The organism is Arthrobacter sp. 10T425, assembly GCF_056393985.1.
Window position 1 is genome coordinate 293,176 of sequence record NZ_JBFTGZ010000005.1, and the last position, 24,447, is coordinate 317,622.

18 protein-coding genes, 2 tRNA genes and 1 pseudogene are annotated in these 24,447 nt (G+C 68.1%); 17 read left to right on the forward strand and 4 right to left on the reverse strand.

Translation table 11 applies throughout. The features are described 5' to 3' along the window. Positions 1-76 precede the first annotated feature (76 nt). From ilvC to AC1DDH_RS08715, 11 genes are all read left to right on the forward strand, one after another. Entirely contained in the window at positions 77-1,102 is a 1,026-nt protein-coding gene (gene ilvC / locus AC1DDH_RS08665; protein WP_026266449.1) for a ketol-acid reductoisomerase, read from the forward strand. Positions 1,103-1,229: 127 nt separating this feature from the next. Continuing rightward, positions 1,230-2,825 carry a phosphoglycerate dehydrogenase gene (gene serA, locus AC1DDH_RS08670; protein WP_028277927.1) on the forward strand — a complete coding sequence of 532 codons (1,596 nt, stop codon included), beginning with the start codon at positions 1,230-1,232 and terminating at the stop codon, positions 2,823-2,825. Between the two features lie 205 nt (positions 2,826-3,030). Beyond that, a complete protein-coding gene (locus tag AC1DDH_RS08675; protein ID WP_476946955.1) occupies positions 3,031-5,817 on the forward strand; it encodes an ABC transporter permease in 2,787 nt (928 codons plus the stop codon). After that, positions 5,814-6,581 carry an ABC transporter ATP-binding protein gene (locus AC1DDH_RS08680; protein WP_018773527.1) on the forward strand — a complete coding sequence of 256 codons (768 nt, stop codon included), beginning with the start codon at positions 5,814-5,816 and terminating at the stop codon, positions 6,579-6,581. Before AC1DDH_RS08675 ends, AC1DDH_RS08680 begins: the two co-directional genes overlap by 4 nt. 9 nt (positions 6,582-6,590) lie before the next feature. After that, on the forward strand, positions 6,591-8,150 hold the full coding sequence (gene metG / locus AC1DDH_RS08685) for a methionine--tRNA ligase (RefSeq protein WP_476955242.1): 1,560 nt from the start codon (positions 6,591-6,593) through the stop codon (positions 8,148-8,150). A gap of 215 nt (positions 8,151-8,365) precedes the next feature. Continuing rightward, positions 8,366-9,418 (forward strand): 3-isopropylmalate dehydrogenase, encoded by a 1,053-nt coding sequence (locus AC1DDH_RS08690; protein ID WP_476848907.1) that lies wholly within the window; start codon positions 8,366-8,368, stop codon positions 9,416-9,418. Between the two features lie 151 nt (positions 9,419-9,569). Continuing rightward, complete coding sequence (locus tag AC1DDH_RS08695) at positions 9,570-10,682, forward strand: branched-chain amino acid aminotransferase (RefSeq protein ID WP_230009430.1); 1,113 nt, start codon at positions 9,570-9,572, stop codon at positions 10,680-10,682. Positions 10,683-10,797: 115 nt separating this feature from the next. After that, positions 10,798-11,595, forward strand: coding sequence for an MBL fold metallo-hydrolase (locus tag AC1DDH_RS08700; protein WP_476857799.1), 798 nt, complete (start codon positions 10,798-10,800; stop codon positions 11,593-11,595). Positions 11,596-11,600: 5 nt separating this feature from the next. Further along, positions 11,601-12,377 (forward strand): fumarylacetoacetate hydrolase family protein, encoded by a 777-nt coding sequence (locus AC1DDH_RS08705; RefSeq protein WP_476857798.1) that lies wholly within the window; start codon positions 11,601-11,603, stop codon positions 12,375-12,377. 117 nt (positions 12,378-12,494) lie between these two features. Further along, on the forward strand, positions 12,495-14,012 hold the full coding sequence (gene gltX, locus AC1DDH_RS08710) for a glutamate--tRNA ligase (protein WP_476955243.1): 1,518 nt from the start codon (positions 12,495-12,497) through the stop codon (positions 14,010-14,012). Between the two features lies 1 nt (position 14,013). Continuing rightward, positions 14,014-14,739, forward strand: a complete 726-nt coding sequence (locus tag AC1DDH_RS08715) for an HAD family hydrolase (RefSeq protein WP_476955244.1) — start codon at positions 14,014-14,016, stop codon at positions 14,737-14,739. A gap of 37 nt (positions 14,740-14,776) precedes the next feature. Here the strand turns inward: AC1DDH_RS08715 and AC1DDH_RS08720 are convergent, their stop codons facing one another. Next, the gene (locus tag AC1DDH_RS08720; RefSeq protein ID WP_476955245.1) at positions 14,777-16,162 is read right to left on the reverse strand and encodes a hypothetical protein; all 1,386 of its coding nucleotides are present in this window, start codon (positions 16,160-16,162) and stop codon (positions 14,777-14,779) included. A gap of 345 nt (positions 16,163-16,507) precedes the next feature. Between AC1DDH_RS08720 and AC1DDH_RS08725 the strand changes: the two genes are divergently transcribed. The 4 genes from AC1DDH_RS08725 to AC1DDH_RS08740 all read left to right on the forward strand — a co-directional run bounded on the left by AC1DDH_RS08725 (position 16,508) and on the right by AC1DDH_RS08740 (position 20,372). Then, positions 16,508-16,579: transfer RNA gene (locus tag AC1DDH_RS08725), tRNA-Gln, on the forward strand. Between the two features lie 129 nt (positions 16,580-16,708). Then, a tRNA-Glu gene (locus AC1DDH_RS08730) sits at positions 16,709-16,781 on the forward strand. A gap of 169 nt (positions 16,782-16,950) precedes the next feature. Further along, positions 16,951-18,723, forward strand: a complete 1,773-nt coding sequence (locus tag AC1DDH_RS08735; protein WP_476857823.1) for a dynamin family protein — start codon at positions 16,951-16,953, stop codon at positions 18,721-18,723. Next, positions 18,720-20,372: a GTPase gene (locus AC1DDH_RS08740; RefSeq protein ID WP_476955246.1), complete on the forward strand. Its 1,653-nt coding sequence runs from the start codon at positions 18,720-18,722 to the stop codon at positions 20,370-20,372. Before AC1DDH_RS08735 ends, AC1DDH_RS08740 begins: the two co-directional genes overlap by 4 nt. A gap of 34 nt (positions 20,373-20,406) precedes the next feature. On the opposite strand, the gene AC1DDH_RS08745 is transcribed toward AC1DDH_RS08740, so the two are convergent. Beyond that, a complete protein-coding gene (locus AC1DDH_RS08745) occupies positions 20,407-20,943 on the reverse strand; it encodes a DUF1697 domain-containing protein (protein WP_476857793.1) in 537 nt (178 codons plus the stop codon). Positions 20,944-20,956: 13 nt separating this feature from the next. Then, a complete protein-coding gene (locus AC1DDH_RS08750; RefSeq protein ID WP_026266447.1) occupies positions 20,957-21,676 on the reverse strand; it encodes an IclR family transcriptional regulator in 720 nt (239 codons plus the stop codon). 130 nt (positions 21,677-21,806) lie between these two features. On the opposite strand from AC1DDH_RS08750, the gene leuC reads away from it, so the two are divergent. Beyond that, a complete protein-coding gene (gene leuC / locus AC1DDH_RS08755) occupies positions 21,807-23,261 on the forward strand; it encodes a 3-isopropylmalate dehydratase large subunit (protein WP_223916419.1) in 1,455 nt (484 codons plus the stop codon). Between the two features lie 89 nt (positions 23,262-23,350). Then, positions 23,351-23,953 carry a 3-isopropylmalate dehydratase small subunit gene (gene leuD / locus AC1DDH_RS08760; protein WP_018773513.1) on the forward strand — a complete coding sequence of 201 codons (603 nt, stop codon included), beginning with the start codon at positions 23,351-23,353 and terminating at the stop codon, positions 23,951-23,953. Positions 23,954-24,156: 203 nt separating this feature from the next. Here the strand turns inward: leuD and AC1DDH_RS08765 are convergent. Next, positions 24,157-24,447, reverse strand: a pseudogene (locus tag AC1DDH_RS08765) (hypothetical protein); the annotation flags it as partial.

Sequence of the window (24,447 nt, forward strand, 5' to 3'; positions counted from 1 at the left end):
CCGCCGGAGCCGCCCCGTTGTACCGCAGCACCACAGACAATATCTACGAAGAATCCACTCAAAAGGAGACACCCCAGTGACTGAAATGTTTTACGACGACGACGCCGACCTGTCGATCATCCAGGGCCGCACCGTCGCCGTCATCGGTTACGGCTCCCAGGGCCACGCCCACGCCCTCAGCCTCCGCGATTCCGGCGTTGACGTCCGCGTCGGCCTGAAGGAAGGCTCGAAGTCCCGCGCCAAGGCCGAGGCCGAGGGCCTGCGGGTCCTGAACGTTGCCGACGCCGTCGCCGAGGCCGACCTCATCATGGTCCTGACCCCGGACCAGGTCCAGCGCCACGTGTACGCCGAGGACATCGCCCCGAACCTGCAGCCGGGCGACGCCCTGTTCTTCGGCCACGGCTTCAACATCCGCTACGGCTACATCCAGCCCCCGGCCGACGTCGACGTCGCCCTCGTCGCCCCCAAGGGCCCGGGCCACATCGTGCGCCGCGAGTTCGAAGCCGGCCGCGGCGTGCCGGACCTGATCGCCGTCGAGCAGAACCCGTCCGGCAAGGCCAAGGAACTGGCCCTGTCCTACGCCAAGGCGATCGGCGGCACCCGTGCGGGCGTCATCGAGACCACCTTCACCGAAGAGACCGAAACCGACCTCTTCGGCGAGCAGGCTGTCCTCTGCGGCGGCGCCTCGCAGCTGATCCAGTACGGCTTCGAAACCCTCACCGAGGCCGGCTACAAGCCCGAGGTCGCCTACTTCGAGGTGCTGCACGAGCTCAAGCTGATCGTCGACCTCATGGTCGAGGGCGGCATCGCCAAGCAGCGCTGGAGCGTCTCGGACACCGCGGAATACGGCGACTACGTCTCCGGCCCCCGCGTCATCACCCCGCAGGTGAAGGAAAACATGAAGGCTGTCCTCGCGGACATCCAGGACGGCACCTTCGCCAAGCGCTTCATCGACGACCAGGACGCCGGCGCGCCGGAGTTCAAGGCGCTGCGCAAGAAGGGTGAGGACCACCCGATCGAGGCCACCGGCCGCGAACTGCGCAAGCTGTTCTCCTGGATCAAGAACGAAGACGACTACACCGAAGGAACAGTCGCGCGCTAGGCATTGCCCGGCAGGGGAGCCGGACACCACATCCTGGGGTCCGGCTTCCCTGCTGTCCAGCACCACCCGCACCACCCGATTCACCAAAATCCCCACCAGATACACAAGAGAGCTAAAGAGGTCACCGGTGACAAGCACCAAACCTGTCGTACTCCTCGCTGAGGAACTTTCGCCCGCCACAGTCGAGGCCCTCGGCCCGGACTTTGAAATCCGCCAGACTGACGGCTCCGACCGTTCCCAGCTGCTCTCCGCGATCGCCGACGTCGACGCGATCCTGGTCCGCTCCGCCACCCAGCTGGACGCCGAGGCCATCGCCGCCGCCAAGAACCTCAAGGTCATCGCCCGCGCCGGCGTCGGCCTGGACAACGTGGACATCAAGGCGGCCACCCAGGCCGGGGTCATGGTGGTCAACGCGCCGACCTCCAACATCGTCTCTGCCGCCGAACTGACCGTCGGGCACATCCTGAGCCTCGCCCGCCACATCCCTCAGGCCAGCTCCGCCCTCAAGGACGGGGAGTGGAAGCGCTCCAAGTACACCGGCATCGAGCTCTTCGAGAAGAAGATCGGCATCATCGGCCTGGGCCGGATCGGTGCCCTGGTCGCTGCCCGCCTGAAGGGCTTCGACACCAAGATCCTCGCGTACGACCCCTACATCACCTCCGCCCGGGCCGCCCAGCTCGGCGTGCAGCTGGTGACGCTCGACGAGCTCCTGGCCCAGTCGGACTTCATCACCATCCACATGCCCAAGACCCCGGAAACCGTCGGCATGCTCGGCGCCGAGGCGTTCAAGAAGATGAAGAGCACGGCGTACGTCGTCAACGTCGCCCGCGGCGGCCTGGTGGACGAGGAAGCCCTCTACACCGCGCTGCAGGCCGGTGACATCGCCGGCGCCGGCGTCGACGTCTTCTCCAAGGAACCCAGCACCGACCTGCCGTTCTTCAAACTCGACAACGTCGTGGTGACCCCGCACCTGGGCGCCTCCACCGACGAGGCCCAGGAGAAGGCCGGCGTCTCCGTCGCCAAGTCCGTCCGCCTGGCCCTGGCCGGCGAACTGGTCCCCGACGCCGTCAACGTCGCCGGCGGTGTCATCGCACCGGACGTCCGCCCCGGCATCCCGCTGATGGAAAAGCTGGGCCGCATCTTCACCGCGCTGACCCATGCCTCCCTCACCCAGTTCGACGTCGAGGTGGCCGGCGAAATCTCCTCGCTCGATGTCAAGGTCCTGGAACTCGCGGCGCTCAAGGGCATCTTCGCCGACGTCGTGACCGAGCAGGTCTCCTACGTCAACGCACCCGTCATCGCCGAGCAGCGCGGCATCAACGTCCGCCTCATCACCACGCCGGACACCGAGTCGTACCGCAACGTCCTGACCCTGCGCGGCGCCCTCAGCGACGGCAGCCAGATCTCCGTCGCCGGAACCCTGACGGGCCCGAAGCAGATCCAGAAACTGGTCGGCGTCAACGGCTACGAGGTGGAAATCCCGATCAGCGAACACCTCGTGGTGGTTGCCTACTCGGACCGCCCTGGCGTGATCGGCACGATCGGCCACATCCTGGGCATGAACAACATCAACATCGCCGGCATGCAGGTGGCACGCCAGACGGAAGGCGGCCAGGTGCTGGCCCTGCTGACCATCGACAGCTCCGTTCCCCAGCAGGTCCTTGACGCGATCAAGGCCGGGATCGGCGCTGACATGGTCCGCGAGGTTGACCTCGAGGACTGAAATCCTCCCCGCGTGGCCCCGGCGGCGGCATGACCACCGCCGGCGGCCACGAGAGGCCGGCCGGTCTGCGTACAATGGCTAGGACCGAATTTCGGGTCTTGGCCGGCAGACCGGCCTTTACTTTTGCACGCCCGGCACGGGACGCCTTCACTTCCTCAGGAAATGAACTGCGGCGTGCGCACGCAATCCAGCTTTCAGGAGCCCAATGAACGCCGTCCAGAGGTTCATCAGAAGCAGAGTGCTTTTGCTGACCGCGTCCATTTTGATCGTGGCCATGTGCCTGTCCGTGCTCGTCCAGGGTCAGTCCCAGGCGGCGCTGAGCAGGACCGTGGACCAAAACTCCCGGGGGCTCTATGACGTCCTGGTGCAGGCCAAGGCGAAGGATAACGGCGGCCTGATGCAGCCGGACATCGCCACCGGCCAGGGCGGCATCAGCTTCGAGCAGCTGGATTCCATCCGCAAGCTCTCCGGCACCTCTGTGGCCGCCCCCATCAGCCTGGTCTCGCGTGTGACGCAGAACCTGGAGTCGCCGCGGCTGGACGCCACCGACTACCTGGGCTTCAACGCGGGCCTCGCGGGCACCTCCGGCGACCCGACCGCCACGGATCCGAGCAAGTGGCCGGCCGCGGAATCGGTACTGAGCGACACGCCAAAGAAATACCGCCTCACGGCCAGCGCCGTCAGCTCCGACGGCCACTCCGACCAGACCCTGTTCAAGACCACGGCCGAGGGCTCCCTCGGAAAGGCGAAGCTGGTCGAGGAACAGGTCGACGGCGGCAAGAACGTCCGCATCCAGGGCCCGGAGGGCGAGACCGGCATCAAGTTCCCCACCCCGGCCGGCGGCTCCGAGCACAACCTCTTCAACCTCTCCGTTTCCCTGCCGATGGCCCCGCAGGTGACCGAGTCCGTCGTCGCCGTCGACCCCGTCTCCGAACGGGCGCTGCTTGGCACGGCCGGTGACTTCCTGTCCCCGCTGGAGAAGGCCCCGCCCGCGGACGCCCGCAACGCCGGCGCGATCGGCCGGCACTTCGAGAGTCTCTTCACCAACGGCATCAGCATGGATGAACTCAAGGAAGGCCCGGACTTCCTCGGCGTCAAGCTCAAGTACTGGGCACCGCTGATGACCCAGTACCAGCAGGCCAAGCGCGACGGCCAGCTCACCGAGGATTCGCAGGCCATCCCGCTGATCGTGCGCTCGGGCACCGCCCTGGACCTGAAGTACTCGGTCAAAATCGAGGAAATCGACGACTCCGGCAACGTCACCAAGGACGTCGGCACCGTGACCCGCTCGCTGGACAAGGACTACCTGCCGTTCGTTTCCAAGTCCCCGTTCGCACTCGCCTGGCCCGGGTCCAAGGACCTCTCCCAGCTCATGGGCGACACCGGATCCTTCAGCCAGGGCCTCTACAACCCGGCCACCTGGACCACCAACTTCGCCGCCGCCCCGACATACAAGGACGGCGAAACCGCCGCCAACGGCGCCGTTGACAAGAGCGCCACGCCCGGAGACTGGGTCACCGTGAACCGGCTGCCGGACAAGGCCGCCAACGGCGAGGCCGTCGACCAGACCCAGCGCGAGCCGGTAGACGAGCGCTCCTACCGCCAGAACCTCGAAACCGGCAAGAAGCTGGCCACGCCGCTGGCCATGGTCTACGGCACCTTCGACGCCGCGAACGTCAAGGAAGCTGCCGGCGACGTCAACCGGCTGCCCCTGGGCGGCTATGACCCCGCGCCGTTCACCCTGACCAAAGACGCGTCGGGCAAGGACGTCAACACCGAACTCAAGCCGTCGCTGAGCGCCACGGGCCTGGTCAGCCAGTCCGCCGGAGCCATCACCGACTACTACGGCCTCGCCGCCGCCCGCGGCTACGATGCAAACGCCAACGTGATCGACGCCGTCCGGGTCCGCGCCAAGGTCCCGGGCAGCTGGAAGCAGGCGCAGCCCGAGGTGGAGAAGCTCGCCAACGAGATCCGCGACATGGGCCTGCAGGCCACCGTGGTGGCCGGTTCGGCCCGCGAAGACGCCAGCATCGCCGTTCCCGGCTACTCCAAGGACGACGCCGGCAAGGAATCGCCGCTGGGCACGGTGCAGCAGTCGTGGGTCCGCCAGGACGCCGCGGACGCCGTGTCCGGCTCGCTGACCGCCACGAACCTGACCCTGCTGTTCCTGACCCTCTGCGGTGCTGCCCTCCTGACCGGCGCCTCCACCGTCAGCTACATCCGCAAACGCCGCAGCGAGGCCGGTACCTTGCGCGCCATGGGCTGGACCCAGCGCAAGATCCGTTCCTGGGTGCTGGCCGAATTCGGCGTCGGCGCCGCGCTGCTGGCCGTCGTCGGAATCGTCCTGAGCCTGATCAGCTGGAGCACCGCCACCGCGGTGGTCTCGGCGTCGGTCCTGGTGCTGTACGCCGGTGCCGCGTTCATCGCGGCGCAGCAGCTGCGCCACCGCGACGTCGTGGACCAGGAGCCGCAACACGATGAACGGCTCATCGCGGTCGATTCCCCGCTGACCTTCGCGAACCGGCAGCTGAGCACCAACAAGTTCAACACCATCTCCCTGGCCGTTGCCGTCGGTGTCTTCGCCGCGGCCGTCGGCGGACTCGTCGCCCTGCTGATCGACATTCCGCGGGCCGCCGGCGCCAGCGCCCTCAGCGGGCTGGCCGCGGCCAGCATCGCCCTGCCCAGCATCATCCTGGGCGTGTCCGGTGTTGCCGTCGGGCTGCTGCTGACCATGGTCACCGGCCGCTTCGAGCTGCAGGCCAAGCGCCAGTACCTGGGCACGCTGCGGGCCATGGGCTGGAACCCGGACATGCTGGGCCAGGTCCGCTTCTTTGAAAACGCCATGGTGGGAACCGTCGCGCTGCCGCTGGGTGTTGTGGGCGCTCTCGGCATCGGCCTCCTCCTGGCCCCCTACGCCGCGCTGTGGGCCGCAATTGCCGGTCTCGTAGCTGTACTTTGCTGGATTCCGATTGCAACGAAAGTGGTCCAATGACTAACGAGCTGAACCTTGACCGGGAGGCACACGACCGGATGACCGCCAGCACCCGTCGCGGTGCGCACAAGACCCGCGCCAACACGATCGTGAAGGCCACGGACCACGCCACCCCGCTGGAACTGAGCAACATCACCATCCACTACGGCGGCGGCAAGGGCGGTGCCGAGGCCGTCAACGTCGTGGACGACTTCAACATGACCCTGCACGCCGGCGAAATGCACTGCGTCGCGGGCCGCTCCGGCTCGGGCAAGACCAGCATCCTCACCGTCGGCGCGGGACTGACCCTGCCGACGTCGGGCCGGGTGTTCTGGGAAGGCGACTCGCTCGAGACCATGGGCGACGACGAGATCGCCGACCGCCGCCGGGCCCTGATCGGCTACGTCGACCAGGGCGGTGCGCTGATCGACGGGATGAGCGCGCTCGAGAACGTCCTGCTGCCGGCCGTGCCGGACGGCGAGGTCGAGAAGCGCCGCGACATGGCCAAGGACCTCCTGGACCTCGTGGGCCTGGGCCGGCGCATGCGCCACCGTCCGGCGCAGCTTTCCGGCGGTGAACGCCAGCGCGTCGCGATCGCCCGGGCGCTCATCCTCGGCACCCGCGTCCTGGTGGTCGACGAGCCCACGGCCAGCCTGGACCGGGCCGCGGCCAACCGCATCATCAGCATCCTCAAGGACACCACCTCGGACGGCATTGCCGTGCTGGTGGCTTCACATGACCACGAACTGGTCCGCCAGAGCGATACCCTCACAGAACTGATCTAGATTTAGACCGTGACTTCAACTGACAAGACCCCGTTCTACATCACCACGGCCATCACGTACCCCAACGGGGTGCCGCACATCGGCCATGCGTACGAGTACATCGCCACCGATGCGATGGCCCGGTTCAAGCGCCTGGACGGGTACGACGTCTTCTTCCTGACCGGAACTGACGAGCACGGCATGAAGATCGCCCAGACCGCCGAGAAGGAAGGGCTGGCGCCCAAGGATCTGGTGGACCGGAACGCCGAGATCTACAAGGCGGCGCACGCGGCCCTGGGGGTCTCCTACGACCGTTTCATCCGCACCACGGACGCCGACCACTACGCGGCGTCGCAGGCCATCTGGAAGAAGATGGAAGCCAACGGGGACATCTACCTGTCCAAGTACGAAGGCTGGTACTCGGTCCGCGACGAGGCGTTCTACGTCGAGGACGAGACCGTGGTCAAGGACGACGGGATCCGCTACTCACGCGAATCCGACACCGAGGTCACCTGGACGGCCGAGGAGAGCTACTTCTTCCGGCTCTCCGCCTATCAGGACAAACTGCTGGCGCTCTACGAGGCCCACCCGGAATTCGGTGCCCCGCAGTCCCGGTTCAACGAGGTCATCAGCTTCGTCCGGCGCGGTCTGGAGGACCTGTCCATCAGCCGCACCACGTTCGACTGGGGCGTACCCGTGCCCGGCAACGACAAGCACGTCATGTACGTGTGGGTCGATGCGCTGACCAACTACCTGACCGGCGTCGGCTACCCGGACGTCGACTCGGACTCCTTCAAGAAGTTCTGGCCGGCCGACGTCCACGTGATCGGCAAGGACATCTCCCGCTTCCACGCCATCTACTGGCCGGCGTTCCTCATGAGCGCCGGACTGGAGCTGCCGAAGCGGATCATGATCCACGGCTTCCTGCAGAACAACGGCGTCAAGATGTCCAAGTCGCTGGGCAACGTGGTGGCCCCCGCGGACTTCGTGGCCCAGTACGGCCTGGACCAGGTGCGCTACTTCTTCCTGCGCGAGGTCCCCTTCGGCGCGGACGGCAACTACAACCACGAGGCAATCGTGGGCCGGATGAATTCGGACCTCGCCAACAACTTCGGCAACCTGGCCCAGCGGTCGCTGTCCATGGTGGCCAAGAACTGCGAGGGCCGCGTGCCCGCGCCCGGCGCATTTTCCGCCGAGGACACCGCGATTCTGGCCCAGGCCAACGGACTGCTTGACGCCGCCCGGGCCGCCTTCGAGAAGCAGGAGTTCAGCCGCGCACTGGAAGCCGTCTGGGCTGTCCTGGGGGACACCAACGCCTACTTCGCCGAGCAAGCCCCGTGGGTGCTGCGCAAGACCGACGTCGAACGCATGAACACGGTGCTCTACGTGACGCTCGAGGTGCTGCGGATCGTCGCGATCCTGGCCCAGCCCGTCATGCCGGTGGCGACGGCGGCGATCCTGCACACGCTCGGCCAGCCCGAGGGCGGGGCGCGCCAGTTCTCGGCCCTGGGCACACCGATCGCCGCCGGCACGGAACTGCCAGCCCCGGCCCCGGTGTTCCCGAAGTACGAGGAACCCGCCGACGCCTGACCCCGCACATCCCCGGACGCTCCCGCAGATCCGGCGGCGTTTCGAGTGACGCTCCCGCACTTCCGTTTCGGAAGTGCGGGAGCGTTTCGCTTTTTGCCGCAGGAAGTGCGGGAGCGTTTCGTCTTTTCCTGCCGAAAGTGAGGGAGCGTCCGTAGGGGTGATCGAATAGTGAGACAACTTGACCAGAATGTGGATCACTTGGCTACGCTGAAAATATGAGCGCATCCACGATTGATCTGGCAGTCATCCCGGGCGACGGCATCGGCCCGGAGGTCACCGCCGAAGCCCTGAAGGTCCTTGAAAAGGCCGCGGCCGCAGAAGGGATCGTGCTCCAGCAGACCCACTACAAGCTGGGTGCGGAGCACTGGCTCGCGACGGGGGAGACCCTCCCCGCGGCCACCCTCGCCGACCTCCGCACCCGCGACGCCATCTTGTTCGGCGCCGTCGGCGCGGCCCCCGGCGACACCCGGATCCCCTCCGGCATCATCGAGCGCGAGCTCCTGCTGAAGCTGCGCTTCAGCCTGGACCACTTCGTCAACCTGCGGCCCTCCCGCCTGTACGCCGGCGTCGGCAGCCCGCTCGCGAACCCCGGCGAGATCGACTTCATCGTGGTCCGCGAAGGCACCGAGGGCCCCTACGTGGGCAACGGCGGCACACTGCGCGCCGGCACCCCCCACGAGGTGGCCACCGAGGTGTCCCTGAACACCGCCCACGGCGTGGAGCGCGTGGTCCGCGACGCGTTCCGCCGGGCCAACGACCGCCCCCGCAAGAAGCTCACCCTCGTGCACAAGCACAACGTCCTGGTCTTCGCCGGCCAGCTCTGGAAGCGCACGGTCGAGGCCGTGGCCCAGGAGTTCCCCGACGTCACGCACGACTACCTCCACGTCGACGCCGCCACGATTTTCATGGTCACCGATCCGGCCCGCTTCGACGTGATCGTCACCGACAACCTGTTCGGCGACATCATCACCGACCTCGCGGCGGCCGTGACCGGCGGGATCGGCCTCGCCGCCTCCGGCAACCTCAACATGGACCGCACCGCGCCGTCCATGTTCGAACCGGTCCACGGGTCCGCCCCGGACATTGCCGGCCAGCAGAAGGCCGACCCCACCGCCGCCATCCTCTCCGCGGCGCTCCTGCTCGACCACCTCGGCTTCGCCGCCGCCGCCCGGAAGATCGAGGCGGCCGTCACGGCCGACGTCGAAGCCCGCGACGGCGCCGTCCGCACCACCAGCGCGATCGGCGACGCCATCGCGGCGGCGCTGTAGGCCCCGCCTGCATTTCCTGCACGGCAGGCGACTGCAGACACCGCAAAACCGTGCTGCCAACGGGCGTAAGCTTGTTTCGAATCACCAATATGCTGCCGTGGTCCGAGGGTGAACCACGTTCCCACACCAGGCAGCCGATCGTGGAGGAACCATGACTCAGACTGCCCATGGCGTCGAATTCACCCAGCACCTGTCGGAGACCCCGAAGTCTGCTGAAGAGCGTGCCGCCATCCTGGCAAACCCGGGATTCGGCGACTATTTCACCGACCACACCGCGATTGTGGACTACAGCGTCGACGCCGCCGGCAACGGCGGCTGGCACGACGCGCGCGTTGAGCCCTACGGCCCGATTTCCCTCGACCCGTCCGCCGCCGTGCTGCACTACGGCCAGGAGATCTTCGAGGGCCTCAAGGCCTACCGCCACGCCGACGGCTCGGTCTGGACGTTCCGGCCCGAGGCCAACGCCGCCCGGCTGAACAAGTCCGCCCGGCGCCTGGCCCTGCCCGAACTCCCGGAAGAGTACTTCCTCGGCGCCATCCGCGAGCTCGTCGCGGCAGACAAGGACTGGGTCCCCGCCGGCGACGGCGAAGCCCTGTACCTGCGGCCCTTCATGATCGCCACCGAGGCGTTCCTGGGCGTGCGGGCAGCGCGCGAGGTCTCCTTCCGCGTGATCGCCTCCCCGGCCGGCAACTACTTCGGCGGCGAACTCAAGCCCGTCTCCATCTGGATCTCGCGCGAATACGCCCGCGCCGGCCGCGGCGGAACAGGCGCCGCCAAGTGCGGCGGCAACTACGCTGCCTCGCTGATCGCCCAGCAGGAGGCCGAGGCCAACGGCTGCAAGCAGGTCCTCTTCCTGGACCAGTTCAACGACAACGCTGTCGAGGAACTCGGCGGCATGAACGTTTTCTTCGTCATGAAGGACGGCTCGCTCGTCACCCCGGCGCTCTCCGGCACCATCCTGGAGGGGATCACCCGGATGTCCGTGATCCAGGTGGCCCGGGACATGGGCCGGGAAGTCACCGAACGCAAGATCACCCTGGATGAGTGGCGCGACGGTGTTGCCTCGGGAGACATTGCCGAGGTCTTCGCCTGCGGCACCGCCGCAGTCATCACCCCCATCGGCGTGCTCAAGGACGCCACCGAGTTCATCGGTTCCGAGGACGCCACGGCGGGGGAGACCACCCTGGCCATCCGCGCCCAGCTGCTCGGGATCCAGACCGGCACCGTGGAGGACACCCACGGCTGGCTGACCCGGCTGGCCTAGCCACAGAACGTCTTAGTGCACGACGGCGGTCCCCACCTTCGGGTGAGGGCCGCCGTCGGCGTCTGTGGTCCCGGGCTGGGGCCAACGGCGCCCGATTCAATGCAAGGATGGGTCCGTGACCTCCGAGACATCCCGCGGCATTGTCCGCAGCAGTGAGCTGACCCGGTTCCGCCTCGCCCCGAATCCGGGCCCCATGAGCCTGGATGGAACCAACTCCTATCTCATTGCCGCCCCGGGGGCGGCGGCAAGGGTCGCCGTCGACCCCGGGCCCCTCGACGGGCCGCACCTTCAGGCGCTGGCCGGCGAGGGACCGGTCGAACTCATCCTGATCACGCACCGGCACGCAGACCACACCGCGGCCGCCGAGAGGTTTTCGGCCTTGACGGGCGCACCGGTCCGGGCCGCGGACCCCGCCCACTGCCACGGCGCGCCCCCGCTGCAGGACGGCGAAACCATCCGGGCGGCCGGAACTGACATCCGGGTTCTGGCGACGCCGGGCCACACCTCGGATTCGCTGTGCTTCCACCTGCCGCAGGACGGCCCGCACGGCTCGGTGCTGACCGGGGACACGATTCTGGGCTCCGGAACCACGGTGCTGGACTACCCCGACGGCACCCTCCGGGACTACCTCGACTCGCTGGACCGGCTCGAATGCCTCGGGCCCGCCACGGTGCTGCCGGCCCACGGCCCGGTGCTGCCGGCCCTGGACGCCGTCGCCCGCGCCTACCGGGACCACCGGCGGGGCCGGCTCGGACAGGTCCGGGCAGCCCTCGCGGCACTGGGCGCCGACGCCGATGTCCGAGCCGTCACGGACGCCGTGTACGCCGACGTCGACCCCTCCGTCCGCCGCGCCGCGGAGCTCTCCGTCGCAGCGCAGCTGGACTACCTGCGCACCGAGGGGACGGTAGGCTAGGAACCATGCGTATCGCCCGGTTTGTAGTCGATTCTGATCCCCTCTACGGCATCGTGGAAGGTGAGCCCGGCAGTGAGGAAGTCACTGTCATCAAGGGCGACCCCTTCTTCCACGGCGTGGAACGAACCCCCATGAAGCACAAGCTGGAGGACGTCCGCCTGCTGGCGCCGATCATCCCGCGCAGCAAGGTGATCGGGGTTGGCCGCAACTTCGCGGAGCACGCCCGGGAACTCGGCAACGAGGTCCCGGCACAGCCCCTGCTGTTCCTCAAGCCCAACACGTCCGTGATCGGGCCCAACGATCCCATTGTCCTGCCGGAGTTCTCCGAGGACGTCTCCTTCGAGGCCGAGCTGTGCGTCGTCATTGGCCGGATCTGCAAGGACGTGCCCGAGGACCGGGTCGATGATGTGATCTTCGGCTACACCTGCGGCAACGACCTCACCGCCCGCGACGTCCAGAAGACGGACCTGCAGTGGGCCCGGGCCAAGGGCTTCGACACCTCGGCCCCGCTCGGGCCGTGGATCGAGACCGAGCTCGACACCGAGGACCTGCAGATCCAGGGCCGGCTCAATGGCGAACTGCGCCAGGACGGCAGCACCAACCAGATGATCCGCGGCGTCCGGGAGCTCGTCTCCATCGTCTCGCAGGCCTTCACCCTGCTGCCCGGCGACGTCATCATGACCGGTACCCCGGCCGGCGTCGGCTCCGTGCAGGCAGGCGACCGCTACGAGGTCGAGATCGAGGGCATCGGAAGGCTCTCCAACCCGGTGGTCCGCCGCTAACGGTTCTTCGCGCCGATTTCAGACAGCCGCCCCGTGGATCCACGGGGCGGCTGTCCGTTTCCGCAGCGGAAATCCGGACAAGTGGCGGTTGTAGAGATTGGTAATGTTGGTACCACTATGACTACTGTTCCCAGCTCCGCCCTTGCTGCCTCCACCGGTGAAGTCACCGCTGACACCCCGGTCCGTGTCCGGTTCTGCCCGTCACCCACGGGGACCCCGCACGTCGGCCTGATCCGCACCGCCCTGTTCAACTGGGCCCACGCCCGGCACACGAAGGGCACCTTTGTGTTCCGGATCGAGGACACGGACGCGGCCCGCGACTCGGAGGAGAGCTACCAGCAGCTGCTCGAGGCCCTCAAATGGCTCGGCATCACCTGGGAAGAGGGCGTGGAAGTCGGCGGCCCGCACGAGCCCTACCGCCAGTCGCAGCGCCTGGACCTCTACAAGGACGTCGTGGCCAAGCTGATCGACGCCGGTTACGCCTACGAGTGCTACTCCTCGCCGGAAGAAGTTGAAGCCCGCCACCGCGCCGCCGGCCGCGACCCGAAGCTCGGCTACGACAACTTCGACCGCGAACTCTCCGAGGACCAGCTCGCCGCGTTCAAGGCCGAGGGCCGCCAGCCTGTGCTGCGCGTCCGGATGCCCGACGAGGACGTCACGTTCACGGACATGGTCCGCGGCGAGATCACCTTCAAGGCCGGCAGCATCCCGGACTACGTCATTGTCCGCGCCGACGGCTCCCCGCTCTACACCCTGGTCAACCCCGTGGACGACGCCCTCATGGGCATCACCCACGTGCTCCGCGGCGAGGACCTGCTCTCCTCCACGCCCCGTCAGGTGGTGCTGATCCAGGCGCTGATGGACATCGGCGTCGCCAGCTACATGCCGGCCTTCGGCCACCTGCCGTACGTCATGGGCGAGGGCAACAAGAAGCTCTCCAAGCGCGACCCCCAGTCCAACCTGTTCCTGCTCCGGGACCGCGGCTTCATCCCCGAGGGCCTGCTGAACTACCTGTCCCTGCTCGGCTGGAGCCTCTCCGCCGACGAGGACATCTTCACCGTGGACCAGCTGATCGAGCACTTCGACGTCAACGACGTGCTGGCCAACCCGGCACGCTTCGACATCAAGAAGGCCGAAGCCATCAACGGCACCCACATCCGCATGCTCGGCGCCGAGGACTTCCGCGGCCGCCTGGTGCCCTACCTGCAGGCCGCCGGCTTCGTGGGGGAGAGCCTCACGGACCGCGATGAGGAGATCCTGGCCGAGGCCGCACCGCTGATCCAGGAGCGCATCTCGCTGCTGGGCGAGGCCCCCGAAATGGTCGCGTTCCTGTTCAAAGCCGACGACGCCATCGACATCGCCGATGACGCCCGCAAGGGCCTGCCGGAGAACCTCACCGAGGTGCTCGACGCCGCCCTGGCCGCCCTGGAGCCCGTTGCCGACTGGACGGCCGAGAACATCCAGACCGCCCTGAAGGAAGCCCTCGTGGAAGGCCTCGGCGTCAAGCCGCGCCTGGCGTTCGGCCCGGTCCGCACGGCTGTCTCGGGCCGGCGGATCTCCCCGCCGCTGTTCGAGTCCATGGTCATCCTGGGCAAGGATTCCTCCCTGGCCCGCCTGCGCGCTTTCCGCGGCTGACATGCTGGCAGCGGGCCTGGGCGGCGGCGCTGTCCAGGGGGTTCTGTTCGACATCGATGACACCCTCGTGGACCTCGAATTCGCCATGACGGCGGCCCTCCGCGACGTCAGCGAGCACCTCCTGCCCGGCCTGGACGAGGCCGGGTGGGAGAGGTTCGGGCGGATCTTCACCCGCGAGACCACCCATTTCTACGACCGCTACCTGGCCGGCGAGATCACGTTCAATGAACAGCGCCTGCTCCGCGGCCGGGCGGCGCTGGGGTACTTCGGCGTCGAACTTGCCGACGGCGAACAGGCCCACCACTGGGTGAGTTCCTACGCGAGCCGCCAGCACGGCTACATCCGGGCGTTCGACGACGTCGGGCCCCTGCTGGACGCCCTGGACGCGGCCGGCATTCCCTACGGCGCCGTGAGCAACAACGTCCACGACTATCAGCGCGTGAAGCTGGACGCGGCCGGGCTGGAACGGATTACCGTTCTGGTTGGCACCGACACCGTTGGCGCCGCAAAGCCGGACCCGGCGATCTACCTCGAGGGTGTCCGGCGGATCGGTACGGGTCCCGGCCAAACGCTGTACGTCGGTGACAACCGGCTGCTCGATGCGGAAGGTTCGACGGCGGCCGGCCTCCTCGGCGTCTGGCTGAACCGCGGCGGGGAACCGGCCCCGGGCTTCCTGGGCCGCGAGGTCGGCTCCCTGCTGGACCTGCTGGCGGAACCCCCGCTGTAACGGGCGCCGCAACCGGCGCTGCAACCGGCACCGGAAGTTACCGTGGTCCGGCCTGCCTCTTCCGCAGCGCCAGGAAGGCGCCAACGGCGCCAAGGGCCAGCACCGCGACGAGTCCCAGTGCCGTGGCGGCGTCGGACTGCCGGAGCAAGCTGGTGGGCGACACCGCGGCAGCTCCGGAATACAGCGTGCCGGTGCCATCGGCAATCCGGGCGTTGCCGTCCGCGAGCTTATCCGCCCCCGTGGCCAGCTTCGAGGAGCCGGACGCCAGCTTGGTGCTGCCGGCCGAGAGTTCTGAGGCCCCGGAAGCCAGGGCCTGGGAGCCGCCCAGCAGGCCGGGGTTGGCAGGATCGGCCGGATTGCCCTTGATCCCGGCGTTCAGGGCCACGGTTCCGTCGGCCAGGCGAGAGCTGCCCTCGGTCATCCGGGCGGCGGCCTTGAGCAGGCCCGGGTGCTCGGGGTCGCCGGGGACCCCGTCCATCCCGACCCGGATCTTGGACGTGCCGTCGGCCAGAAGCCGGGTGCCAAGCACCACGCCCGGGCTGCCGGGGTCCTGGCTGTTGAGCTTCCCGGCCAGCGTCGCGAATCCGGCCTTGAGCTTGCCCGTTCCTGCGTTCAGCTGGCCCGCGCCGTCCTGCAGCCGCTGAGCGCCGGCCTGCAGCTGGCTGGCACCGGCGTCGAGCTTGTGCGCGCCCGCGGTGATCTTGGCGATCTTGTCTTTCACCACCGAAAGCGGAACGAGCCCCTTGACCGGGTCATCCGCCGCCGCCTCCAGCAGTTCCAGCGCCTGAGCCAGGGCCGCGGTCCCGGTTCCGGCCTCCGGATTGCCGTTGGCGCCGCGGTAACCCTTGAGCTGGTCCGTGCCGCCTGCCAGCGCTGCGGTGCCGCCGGCCAGCCGGGCAGCGCCGCCGTCGAGCCGGGTGGCCCCGTCGGCGAGGTTGTTCTCTGCGTTGCCCGCCGGCGTCGGCGTCAGCGCGGCCGAAAGCTGCACGGCCCCCGCCGCGAGCTTCTGCGCACCGTCGTCGACTTTGTAGACGCCGGGGGCCAGCTTGCTGGTGACGTCGGCTTCGATCTTGACGGCACCTTCGGCCATCTGGCCGGCACCGGCCTGGAGCTTGTCCGCCCCTGGTGCCAGCTGGGTGCTGATGCCCGAGGAGATCTTTTCCGCCCCCGCGGAAAGTTTTCCGGCCCCGGTATCGGCCAGGCTGGCGCCGTTGGCGAGTTTCCCGGCGCCGTCGTCCAGCTGGCCGGCTCCGGCGGACGCCTGGGCGGCCCCGTCCTTGAGCGTGGCCGAACCGTCCGTGATGCGGCCCGTGACGAGGGTATAGAACCCCAGCAGGGCCATGAGCAGCAACGCCAGGGTGGCGATGGCGATTTGCTGCGCACGGGTCCGGGTCTTGCTGATAGCGGCACGACTCTGTGGCACATGATTCCTCTCGACGTTCCCGCCGGCAGCGGCTCTGCTGTCGGCCACCCCAGCAGCTGTGACGCAGCTAACACCGGAAAATGAGCGCAAAGCTGCCCGCAACGGAGTGGGGGAGGGGTGGTTACTCGTTGGTAACTTACCGAGCGTAAACGTGTTTCCGCCGGATTGGCAAGGGCTGGCGCGGGTATTGCGGCCATCGACGCCGCGCGCGGCCCGCCCCGGCGGCCCGATCCCGCCGCCGTACGCCCGATTTGTGGAAGTGAAAACTCTCGGGTAAAGTAATTACTCGTGCTGAGGCGCCGGGAGCGAGGGTTTAGGCCCAAACATCCGGAGCGAAAGTGCCTTTGGGATATGGTGTAATTGGCAACACTACGGTTTCTGGTACCGTCATTCTAGGTTCGAGTCCTGGTATCCCAGCTCTGAAGTTCCGCGGGTTTCCGCTGAAATTCGGAAGTTTTGAATCGGCTGGTCCGATTTGAAACGGCGGCCAAATGTATGAAACAATCATTTGGCTTGAATGGCAGAAATGCTGTTCAGGAAGTACGCGGCCCCATCGTATAGCGGCCTAGTACGCTGCCCTCTCACGGCGGTAACGCGGGTTCGAATCCCGCTGGGGTCACAATGAAAACGGTCCCGGGCATCAGCCCGGGGCCGTTTTTCGTTTCCCCCGATGGCTGGGCTTCCAGGCGAGACTCGTCCGCCGGCGTATTGCCGGCGCTCCGAGTCCCGCTAGGCGCTGCGCATGGCGCTTTGGTTCCGCGCAGCGGCGCCCCCGCAGGAACCACGTTCTGAACTGGCATGATGATGCAGTGAGCTCCCATGAAACCGGCCCCGGGGCCGCAACCGGCGTGGCCCTCCTGGAGGCAGTGCGGCAGGACCTCGCGGCCCTCCGGCTGCCGCTCGCCCTGCCCGGGACGGACCAAACGCGCCTGGACCTTCGAAGGGCCGTGGCTCAACTCGATGACTACATCCTGCCCCGGTACCGCAGCCTCGACGCGCCCCTGCTGGCCGTGGTGGGCGGTTCCACCGGGGCCGGAAAATCCACCCTGGTCAACGCCCTGGTGGGCCACCCCGTCACGCGGGCCGGTGCGATCCGCCCCACCACCCGCCAGCCCATCCTGCTGCACCATCCCGCCGACGCCGCCTGGTTTGAGGGCCAGCGGGTGCTGCCGGCCCTGGGCCGCATCCGGGGTGCCCTCGTGGACGGCCGGGCGCCGGCCCCGGCTGATGCGGCGTTGGATCCCGGCCCGGTGACCTCCCTGGTCCTTGTCTCCGACTCCGCGGTCCCGCCCGGAATCGCCCTGGTCGACGCGCCCGACGTCGACTCCATTTCCGAGAACAACCGGCAGCTGGCCGGGCAGTTGCTTGCCGCCGCAGACCTCTGGGTGTTTGTCACCACAGCCAACCGGTATGCCGACGCCGTGCCCTGGCGCCTGCTCCTGGATGCGGCCTCCCGCGACATCATGGTGGCCGTGGTCCTGGACCGGGTGCCGCCAGCGGCGGAAGCGGAGGTTAGCGCGGATCTGCAGGCCATGCTCAGCCGGGAAGGGCTGGGGGCCGCCAAACTGTTTGTGGTGCCGGAGCTGCCGCTGGGTGCCGCGGGGATGCTTCCTGCAGGGGCCGTCGAGCCGCTGCGCGTTTGGCTCGGGAAGCTGGCCGGGGACGCCGCGGGACGGGCCGGAATCGCCCGGCGCACCCTCAACGGCACCCTCCTCGCGCTCGCCCACCGCGCCGACGCGGGGGAGCGGGCGCTGTCCGAACAGCAGCACGCAGCCGATGTTCTCGCAGCCGACGCCCGCAACGCCTATGACGACGCCGTAGCCAGGATCCTCGAGGCCACCCGCGACGGCGCACTGCTGCGCGGCGAAGTGCTGGCGCGCTGGCAGGACTTCGTCGGGACCGGGGAATTCTTCCGCGCCATGGAACAGAACATCGGACGCTTCCGTGACCGCGTGGGCGCGTTCGTCCGGGGTGAACCGGCGCCTGCGGTCAGGGTGGAAACCGCGATCGAAACGGGACTGCAGGCGGTCATTGTCGATCAAGCCGCCAAGGCCGCCGAGCACACCGACCAGCGGTGGCGTTCAGACCCCGCCGGAAGGCAGGTGCTGGGCACCGACGATCTTTCCGGTGCCTCCGAGGGCTTCGCGGATGCTGTGGCGGCCGAAATCCGCGCTTGGCAGGGGAGCCTGATGGAACTCATCCGCACCGAAGGCCAGGGCAAGCGCACCCAGGCCCGCTGGTTGTCCTTCGGAATCAACGGCCTCGGCGCTGCCTTGATGATTGTGGTGTTCTCCATGACCGCGGGCCTGACCGGGCTTGAGATCGGAGTTGCCGGCGGCACCGCCGTCGTGGGTCAGCGCCTCCTGGAGGCAGTATTCGGGGAGGACGCCGTCCGCCGGCTGGCCCGGACCGCGCGCGAAGACCTGCATCTGCGGTGCCAGGGCCTGCTGGCTGCGGAGTGTCGGCGGTTCTTGACCCGGCTGGAGGTCGACGGCGGCGTGCCGCCCTCAGCCATTGCCGGGCATGCGGCGGCACTGCGCCGGCTGGCGGCCACGTCATGAGCCGTCATGCGGCCGCCCGCGAGACGTCCCAGCTCGATCGCAGGCTGGAAGCGCTCAACAGCGCCACGGAGCTCTCATCCGGAGTCCTCCCGGAGGAGATCCTGGCCGGTGTCCTGCAGGTGCTCGACCGCGCGAGTTCGCGGCGGTCGCTGTCCGGAGACCACACGGTGGTCGGGTTTTTTGGAGCCACCGGCAGCGGCAAGTCATCGCTTTTCAATGCCGTAAGCGGCGAGGAGATCGCGACGGCGGCCGTGCGCAGGCCGACCACCACCGAGCCGCTGGCGGGCATTTGGGGCGTCCAGGGCAGCGATGCGCTGCTGGATTGGCTGGAGGTCCGAAAGCGCCACGCTGCGGCACCGATCAAAGGGTTCGCCGACGACGACACCGGGCTGATCCTTCTGGACCTGCCGGACTTTGACTCGACCAGGGCCGCCAACCGCGAGATTGTGCAGCGGATGGTGGGCCTGGTGGACGTCCTCGTCTGGGTCGTCGATCCGCAGAAATATGCCGACGCCGCCGTGCACAACGATTTCCTGGCACCGCTGTCCTCGCACGGGGCCGTGACGATCGTGGTGCTCAACCAAATCGACAGGCTCCCGGAGCACGAGGTCCGGCCGGTCCTGGAATCCCTCACAGCTATCCTGGCGCGGGACGGGCTGGACAAAGTTCAGGTCCTCGGGGCTTCCGCCGTGCTGGGGACGGGGGTGGACAAGGTGCGGGCCGCGATCCGGCAGGTGGCGATGCAGCGTAAAGCGATGTCACAGCGACTTGCGGCAGATGTCACGCTGGCCGCCGCCCGGCTTGCCGAGGCGTCCGGCCTGCCCACGGGTGGCACGACGGCCGCCGGTGGCGGGACGGCCGCCGGTGCGACGGCGGCGGCCAAGGCCCGGCTGGCGGGGGAGTTGGCTGTGGCCGCCAATGTGCCGTTGGTGGTCGACGCCGTCGCCCGGTCCTACCGGCTGGAGGCAACCCGGCGCACGGGCTGGCCCGTGACCCGCTGGCTGGCCAGATTCCGGCCGGATCCGTTGCGGCGTCTGAACCTGCGCCGCGAGGGAGCCAAGCCTGAGCTGAACCGGACCTCGCTGCCGCCTGCCGGGGCGCCGGAACAGGCGCGGACCGATGCCGCCGTCCGGGAATTCGCTGAGGCGGCGTCCGCCGGTGCCCCTGGCCCGTGGCGGGCGGCCATCCGCGGCGCCGCCCGGGAAGGAAACGACCGGCTGCCGGATGCACTGGACCAGGCAATTGCCTCCACAGAGTTGTCCGCTGGCAGGAAGTCCTGGTGGTGGGGTGGGTTCAACGCGGTTCAGTGGCTCGCCTTGGTGACGGCCCTGGCCGGGTTCGCGTGGCTGGGAGTCCTGGCTGCGATCGGCTACCTGCAACTGCCGGTGCCAGAGGTCCCACGGGTCCAGGGCTGGCCGGTTCCTACGGTGATGATCGCCGGGGGAGTGCTGCTGGGCATCGTCCTGGCGATTGGGGCGCGGTTCATCTCCGGAGCCGCGGCAGCGTCACGCAGTGCCGTGGCACGGAAGCGACTGACAGCCGCCGTCGCCGTCGTCGCGGGGGAACTCGTCGTGGCGCCCGTGGAACGTGAGCTCAGCCGCCTGGCGAAGTTCATGGCCGCGCTGAAGGCCGCCGCGGGTCGGCAGTGAGCCGTCCGTGCGGGTCCGGCCGGATGCGGCCTGCCTAAATCCCGGCCGCGGCGTCGCGGACCTTGATCATGGTGCGGAGGTTGCGTGTGGTGGTGGCAGCCTTGTACTTCGCCTTCGAGGAGAGCTTGCTGAAAGGGCTGTCCAGAGTGCCGCCGGCGGGGGCGAGCCAGGCCAGGGCTTCCGGGCCCAGCCGGGTGAGCTCGGCCCCGTCCAAGGCCCTGCCTGCCTCGAGCAGCTCCGAGAGGACCTCTTCATCAGAGGCGAGCGTCAGGTACGTATGGGTGGACGCGTCGTCGGCCGGGTAGGGGCAGGCCTCCACCAGTGCTGCCACACGGCCCGCGGTGAGCACCACCACCCAGGCGTCGTAGCCGAAGGTTTCCCGCAGGCACGCCTCGAATTCCTTTTTGACGCCGGCCGGATCCAGCTCGCTGGCCAGCACGACGTTGCCGCTGGCCAACAGGGTCACGACACCCGAAAATGGCCGGGACTTCAGGGCGTTCTTGAGATCGGCCATCTTGATATTGATGCCGCCCACGTTGATGCCCCGCAGGAAGACCACATAGCTGTTCATGGGCACAGCATACTTAGTCGTTGGTCTTGCGCAGCGCTTCCGTCAGGACACGGCCGGCGTTGCAGACCACTTCGGCGTGCAGGCGCCCCGGTTGGCGGGTCAGGCGCTCGATCGGGCCGGAGATGGACACCGCGGCAATCACGCGGCCGGACGGCCCGCGGACGGGGGCCGAAACGGAGGCGACACCGGGCTCGCGTTCGCCGAGGCTCTGGCCCCAGCCCCGGCGTCGTACTCCGGCCAGGACGGTGGGGGTGAAGCGGGCGGACTGGAGGCCTTCCAGGAGGCGGTCGTGGTCCTCCCACGCCAGCAGCACCTGGGCGGCGGAGCCGGCCTTCATGGACAGCTGGGTGCCGACGGGGATGGTGTCGCGCAGCCCGATCGGGCGTTCGGCGGAGGCCACGCAGACGCGCCAGTCACCCTGGCGGCGGAAGATTTGGGCGCTTTCGCCGGTGGCGTCGCGCAGCTGCATGAGCACGGGGCCGGCGGAGGCGATGAGGCGGTCCTCGCCGGCGGCGGAGGCCAGTTCCACCAGACGGCTCCCGAGCACGAAGCGGCCCTGGATATCGCGGCTCACGAGCCTGTGGTGCACCAGCGCGAGAGCCAGCCGGTGCACGGTGGGCCGGGCCAGTCCCGTGGCCGCCACCAGCTGCGCCAAGGTGGTGGGGCCGGCCTCAAGTGCGTCAAGCACATGGGCCGCTTTATCGATGACACCGACTCCACTAGAATTGTCCATGTAATGATATTGACGTCTCATTATCTGAGATGCAAGTCAACGCGCTGGCGTATTACTTGGCTGTGCTGGTTCAGTGGAGGAGATAGTCCGTCGGAACGCACAATACTTACCGCAGTGAAGGGAGCAGGCCGTGGCAAAGACACTGGCCGAGAAGGTCTGGGACGCGCACGTAGTGCGCAAGGGGGACGGCGAAGGAGCCAACGCCCAGCCGGATCTCCTCTTCATTGACCTCCACCTGGTGCACGAGGTGACGTCGCCGCAGGCCTTTGAAGGTCTGCGGCTCGCCGGCCGCAAGCTGCGCCGTCCGGACCTCACCATCGCCACCGAGGACCACAACACTCCCACGCTGGATATCGACAAGCCAATTGCCGATCTCACCAGCCGGACCCAGATCCAGACCCTGCGCAACAACTGCCAGGAGTTTGGCGTCCGCCTGCACTCCCTCGGCGACGCCGAACAGGGAATCGTGCACGTGGTGGGCCCCCAGCTGGGCCTCACACAGCCCGGCATGACCGTGGTCTGCGGTGACTCGCACACCTCAACCCACGGCGCCTTCGGAGCGCTCGCCATGGGCATCGGCACCTCCGAGGTGGAGCACGTCATGGCCACCCAGACGCTGTCCCTGAAGCCGTTCAAGACCATGGCGATCAATGTTGAGGGCACGCTGCGCCCCGGCGTGAGCGCCAAGGACATCATCCTGGCCGTCATCGCCAAGATCGGCACCGGCGGCGGGCAGGGCTACGTGCTGGAATACCGCGGCTCCGCCATCCGTGCGCTGTCCATGGAAGCCCGGATGACCATCTGCAACATGTCCATCGAGGCCGGCGCCCGCGCCGGGCTGGTGGCTCCGGACCAGACCACTTACGACTACATGCACGGCCGCCCGCATGCGCCCGAGGGCGCCGACTGGGATGCCGCCGTCGAATACTGGAACACGCTGCACACCGACGACGACGCAGCGTTCGACGTCGAGGTGGACCTCGACGCCGACACCCTGGAACCGTTCGTGACGTGGGGAACCAACCCGGGCCAGGGCGTGTCGCTGTCCGCAAAGGTGCCGTCGCCCGATGACTTCGGCGATGAAAACGCCAAGGCCGCCGCCGAACGCGCCCTGCAGTACATGGGGCTCGAGGCCGGCACCCCGATGAAGGACATCCGGGTGGACACGGTGTTCCTGGGCTCCTGCACGAACTCCCGGATGGAGGACCTCCGGGCCGCCGCCGACATCATCCGGGGCCGGACCAAGGACCCGGCCGTGCGCATGCTGGTGGTGCCCGGCTCCGCCCGCGTCCGGCTCGAGGCTGAAGCCGAGGGCCTGGACAAGGTCTTCAAGGACTTCGGGGCCGAGTGGCGCTTCGCCGGCTGCTCCATGTGCCTGGGCATGAACCCGGACCAGCTGGAGGTGGGGGAGCGCTGCGCCTCCACGTCCAACCGCAACTTCGAGGGGCGCCAGGGCAAGGGCGGCCGCACCCACCTCGTCTCGCCCGTGGTCGCTGCGGCGACGGCAGTCCGAGGCACCCTGAGTTCGCCGTCGGATCTGGACCCTGCTCCGGAGTCCGCGGCGGTCCGAGTCGGCGCCGCGTAGTCTCCGCCTTTCCCGCCCAGATCCGAAGCCTCGCTCCACACAGCCTCGATCCATACAGTTTCGATCCACATAGTCCCGAAGGATCCGCCATGGAAAAGTTCACCACTCACACCGGAATCGGTGTCCCGCTGCGCCAGAGCAACGTCGACACGGACCAGATCATCCCCGCCGTGTACCTCAAGCGCATCACGCGCACCGGCTTTGAGGACGCGCTCTTCGCCGCGTGGCGCAAGGACCCGTCCTTCATCCTGAACCAGGCGCCGTTCAATGCAGGATCCGTTCTGGTGGCCGGTCCCGACTTCGGCACCGGCTCCTCACGCGAGCACGCCGTCTGGGCGCTGAAGGACTTCGGCTTCAAGACGGTCCTGTCCTCCCGCTTTGCCGACATCTTCCGCGGCAACTCCGGCAAGCAGGGCCTGCTTGCCGCCGAAGTCGCCCAGGATGACATCGAGCTCATTTGGAAAGAACTTGAAAACGCCCCGGGTACCGAGGTGACGGTGGACCTCGTGTCCAAGACCGTGCAGTGCGGCAACATTGTGGCTCCGTTCGAGATTGATGACTACACGCGGTGGCGCCTCCTCGAGGGCCTGGACGACATCGGGCTGACCCTGAAGCACGAACCCGACATCACCGCGTACGAGGCCACCCGGCCTTCCTTCAAGCCCAAGACGCTGCCCGCCCGGTTGTCGTAGAGTTCCAGACCTGAGGCTCCTGGTTGTCCTAATGTTCCGGACCTGAGGCTCCCGGGCCTAGGGCCAGAGCCCAGTGATGTGCCTGGCACTGCGCCTGGTGATGTGCCGCCGTCGAGTTGTAAGACTCGACGGCGGCACACGTGTTTGTGCGGTGCTCGCGTTTTGTCCGGCCCTCATCGCGCTTTGTACGGCCCTCATAGCACTTAGGCCGCCGCGACGGCAACGCGTTTGCGGCTCTTGAGGGCCTTCGCCCGTACCCGGATCAGGTGAAGCTGGCGGGAACCGGGCTCGGAGCCTGGCTGGTCTGCGGCTGATGGCCGGAGCGGTGTTCCCGGCAGGGGTGGCGAGGTGGAACGGTACGTGTGGCCGGTGGGGGTGGTGAGTTCGATGGTGTGCCTCGCGCCGATGCTCGAGGCGGATCCGGGTGCGGCTTCGGGGCTGGGGCGTGCTTTCCAGCCGGGGGTTTCTTTGGTGTGGTTGCAGGCTTCGCAAAG

What these genes read in the sequence shown, in the direction of transcription:
- gltX (WP_476955243.1), top strand. Translation starts at nt 12,495, where the DNA reads ATGACTACTGTTCCCAGCTCCGCCCTTGCTGCCTCCACCGGTGAAGTC.
- AC1DDH_RS08695 (WP_230009430.1), top strand. Translation starts at nt 9,570, where the DNA reads ATGACTCAGACTGCCCATGGCGTCGAATTCACCCAGCACCTGTCGGAG.
- AC1DDH_RS08750 (WP_026266447.1), bottom strand. Translation starts at nt 21,676, where the DNA reads ATGGACAATTCTAGTGGAGTCGGTGTCATCGATAAAGCGGCCCATGTG.
- AC1DDH_RS08675 (WP_476946955.1), top strand. Translation starts at nt 3,031, where the DNA reads ATGAACGCCGTCCAGAGGTTCATCAGAAGCAGAGTGCTTTTGCTGACC.
- AC1DDH_RS08740 (WP_476955246.1), top strand. Translation starts at nt 18,720, where the DNA reads ATGAGCCGTCATGCGGCCGCCCGCGAGACGTCCCAGCTCGATCGCAGG.
- AC1DDH_RS08680 (WP_018773527.1), top strand. Translation starts at nt 5,814, where the DNA reads ATGACTAACGAGCTGAACCTTGACCGGGAGGCACACGACCGGATGACC.
- AC1DDH_RS08690 (WP_476848907.1), top strand. Translation starts at nt 8,366, where the DNA reads ATGAGCGCATCCACGATTGATCTGGCAGTCATCCCGGGCGACGGCATC.
- AC1DDH_RS08715 (WP_476955244.1), top strand. Translation starts at nt 14,014, where the DNA reads ATGCTGGCAGCGGGCCTGGGCGGCGGCGCTGTCCAGGGGGTTCTGTTC.
- leuD (WP_018773513.1), top strand. Translation starts at nt 23,351, where the DNA reads ATGGAAAAGTTCACCACTCACACCGGAATCGGTGTCCCGCTGCGCCAG.
- AC1DDH_RS08705 (WP_476857798.1), top strand. Translation starts at nt 11,601, where the DNA reads ATGCGTATCGCCCGGTTTGTAGTCGATTCTGATCCCCTCTACGGCATC.
- AC1DDH_RS08745 (WP_476857793.1), bottom strand. Translation starts at nt 20,943, where the DNA reads ATGAACAGCTATGTGGTCTTCCTGCGGGGCATCAACGTGGGCGGCATC.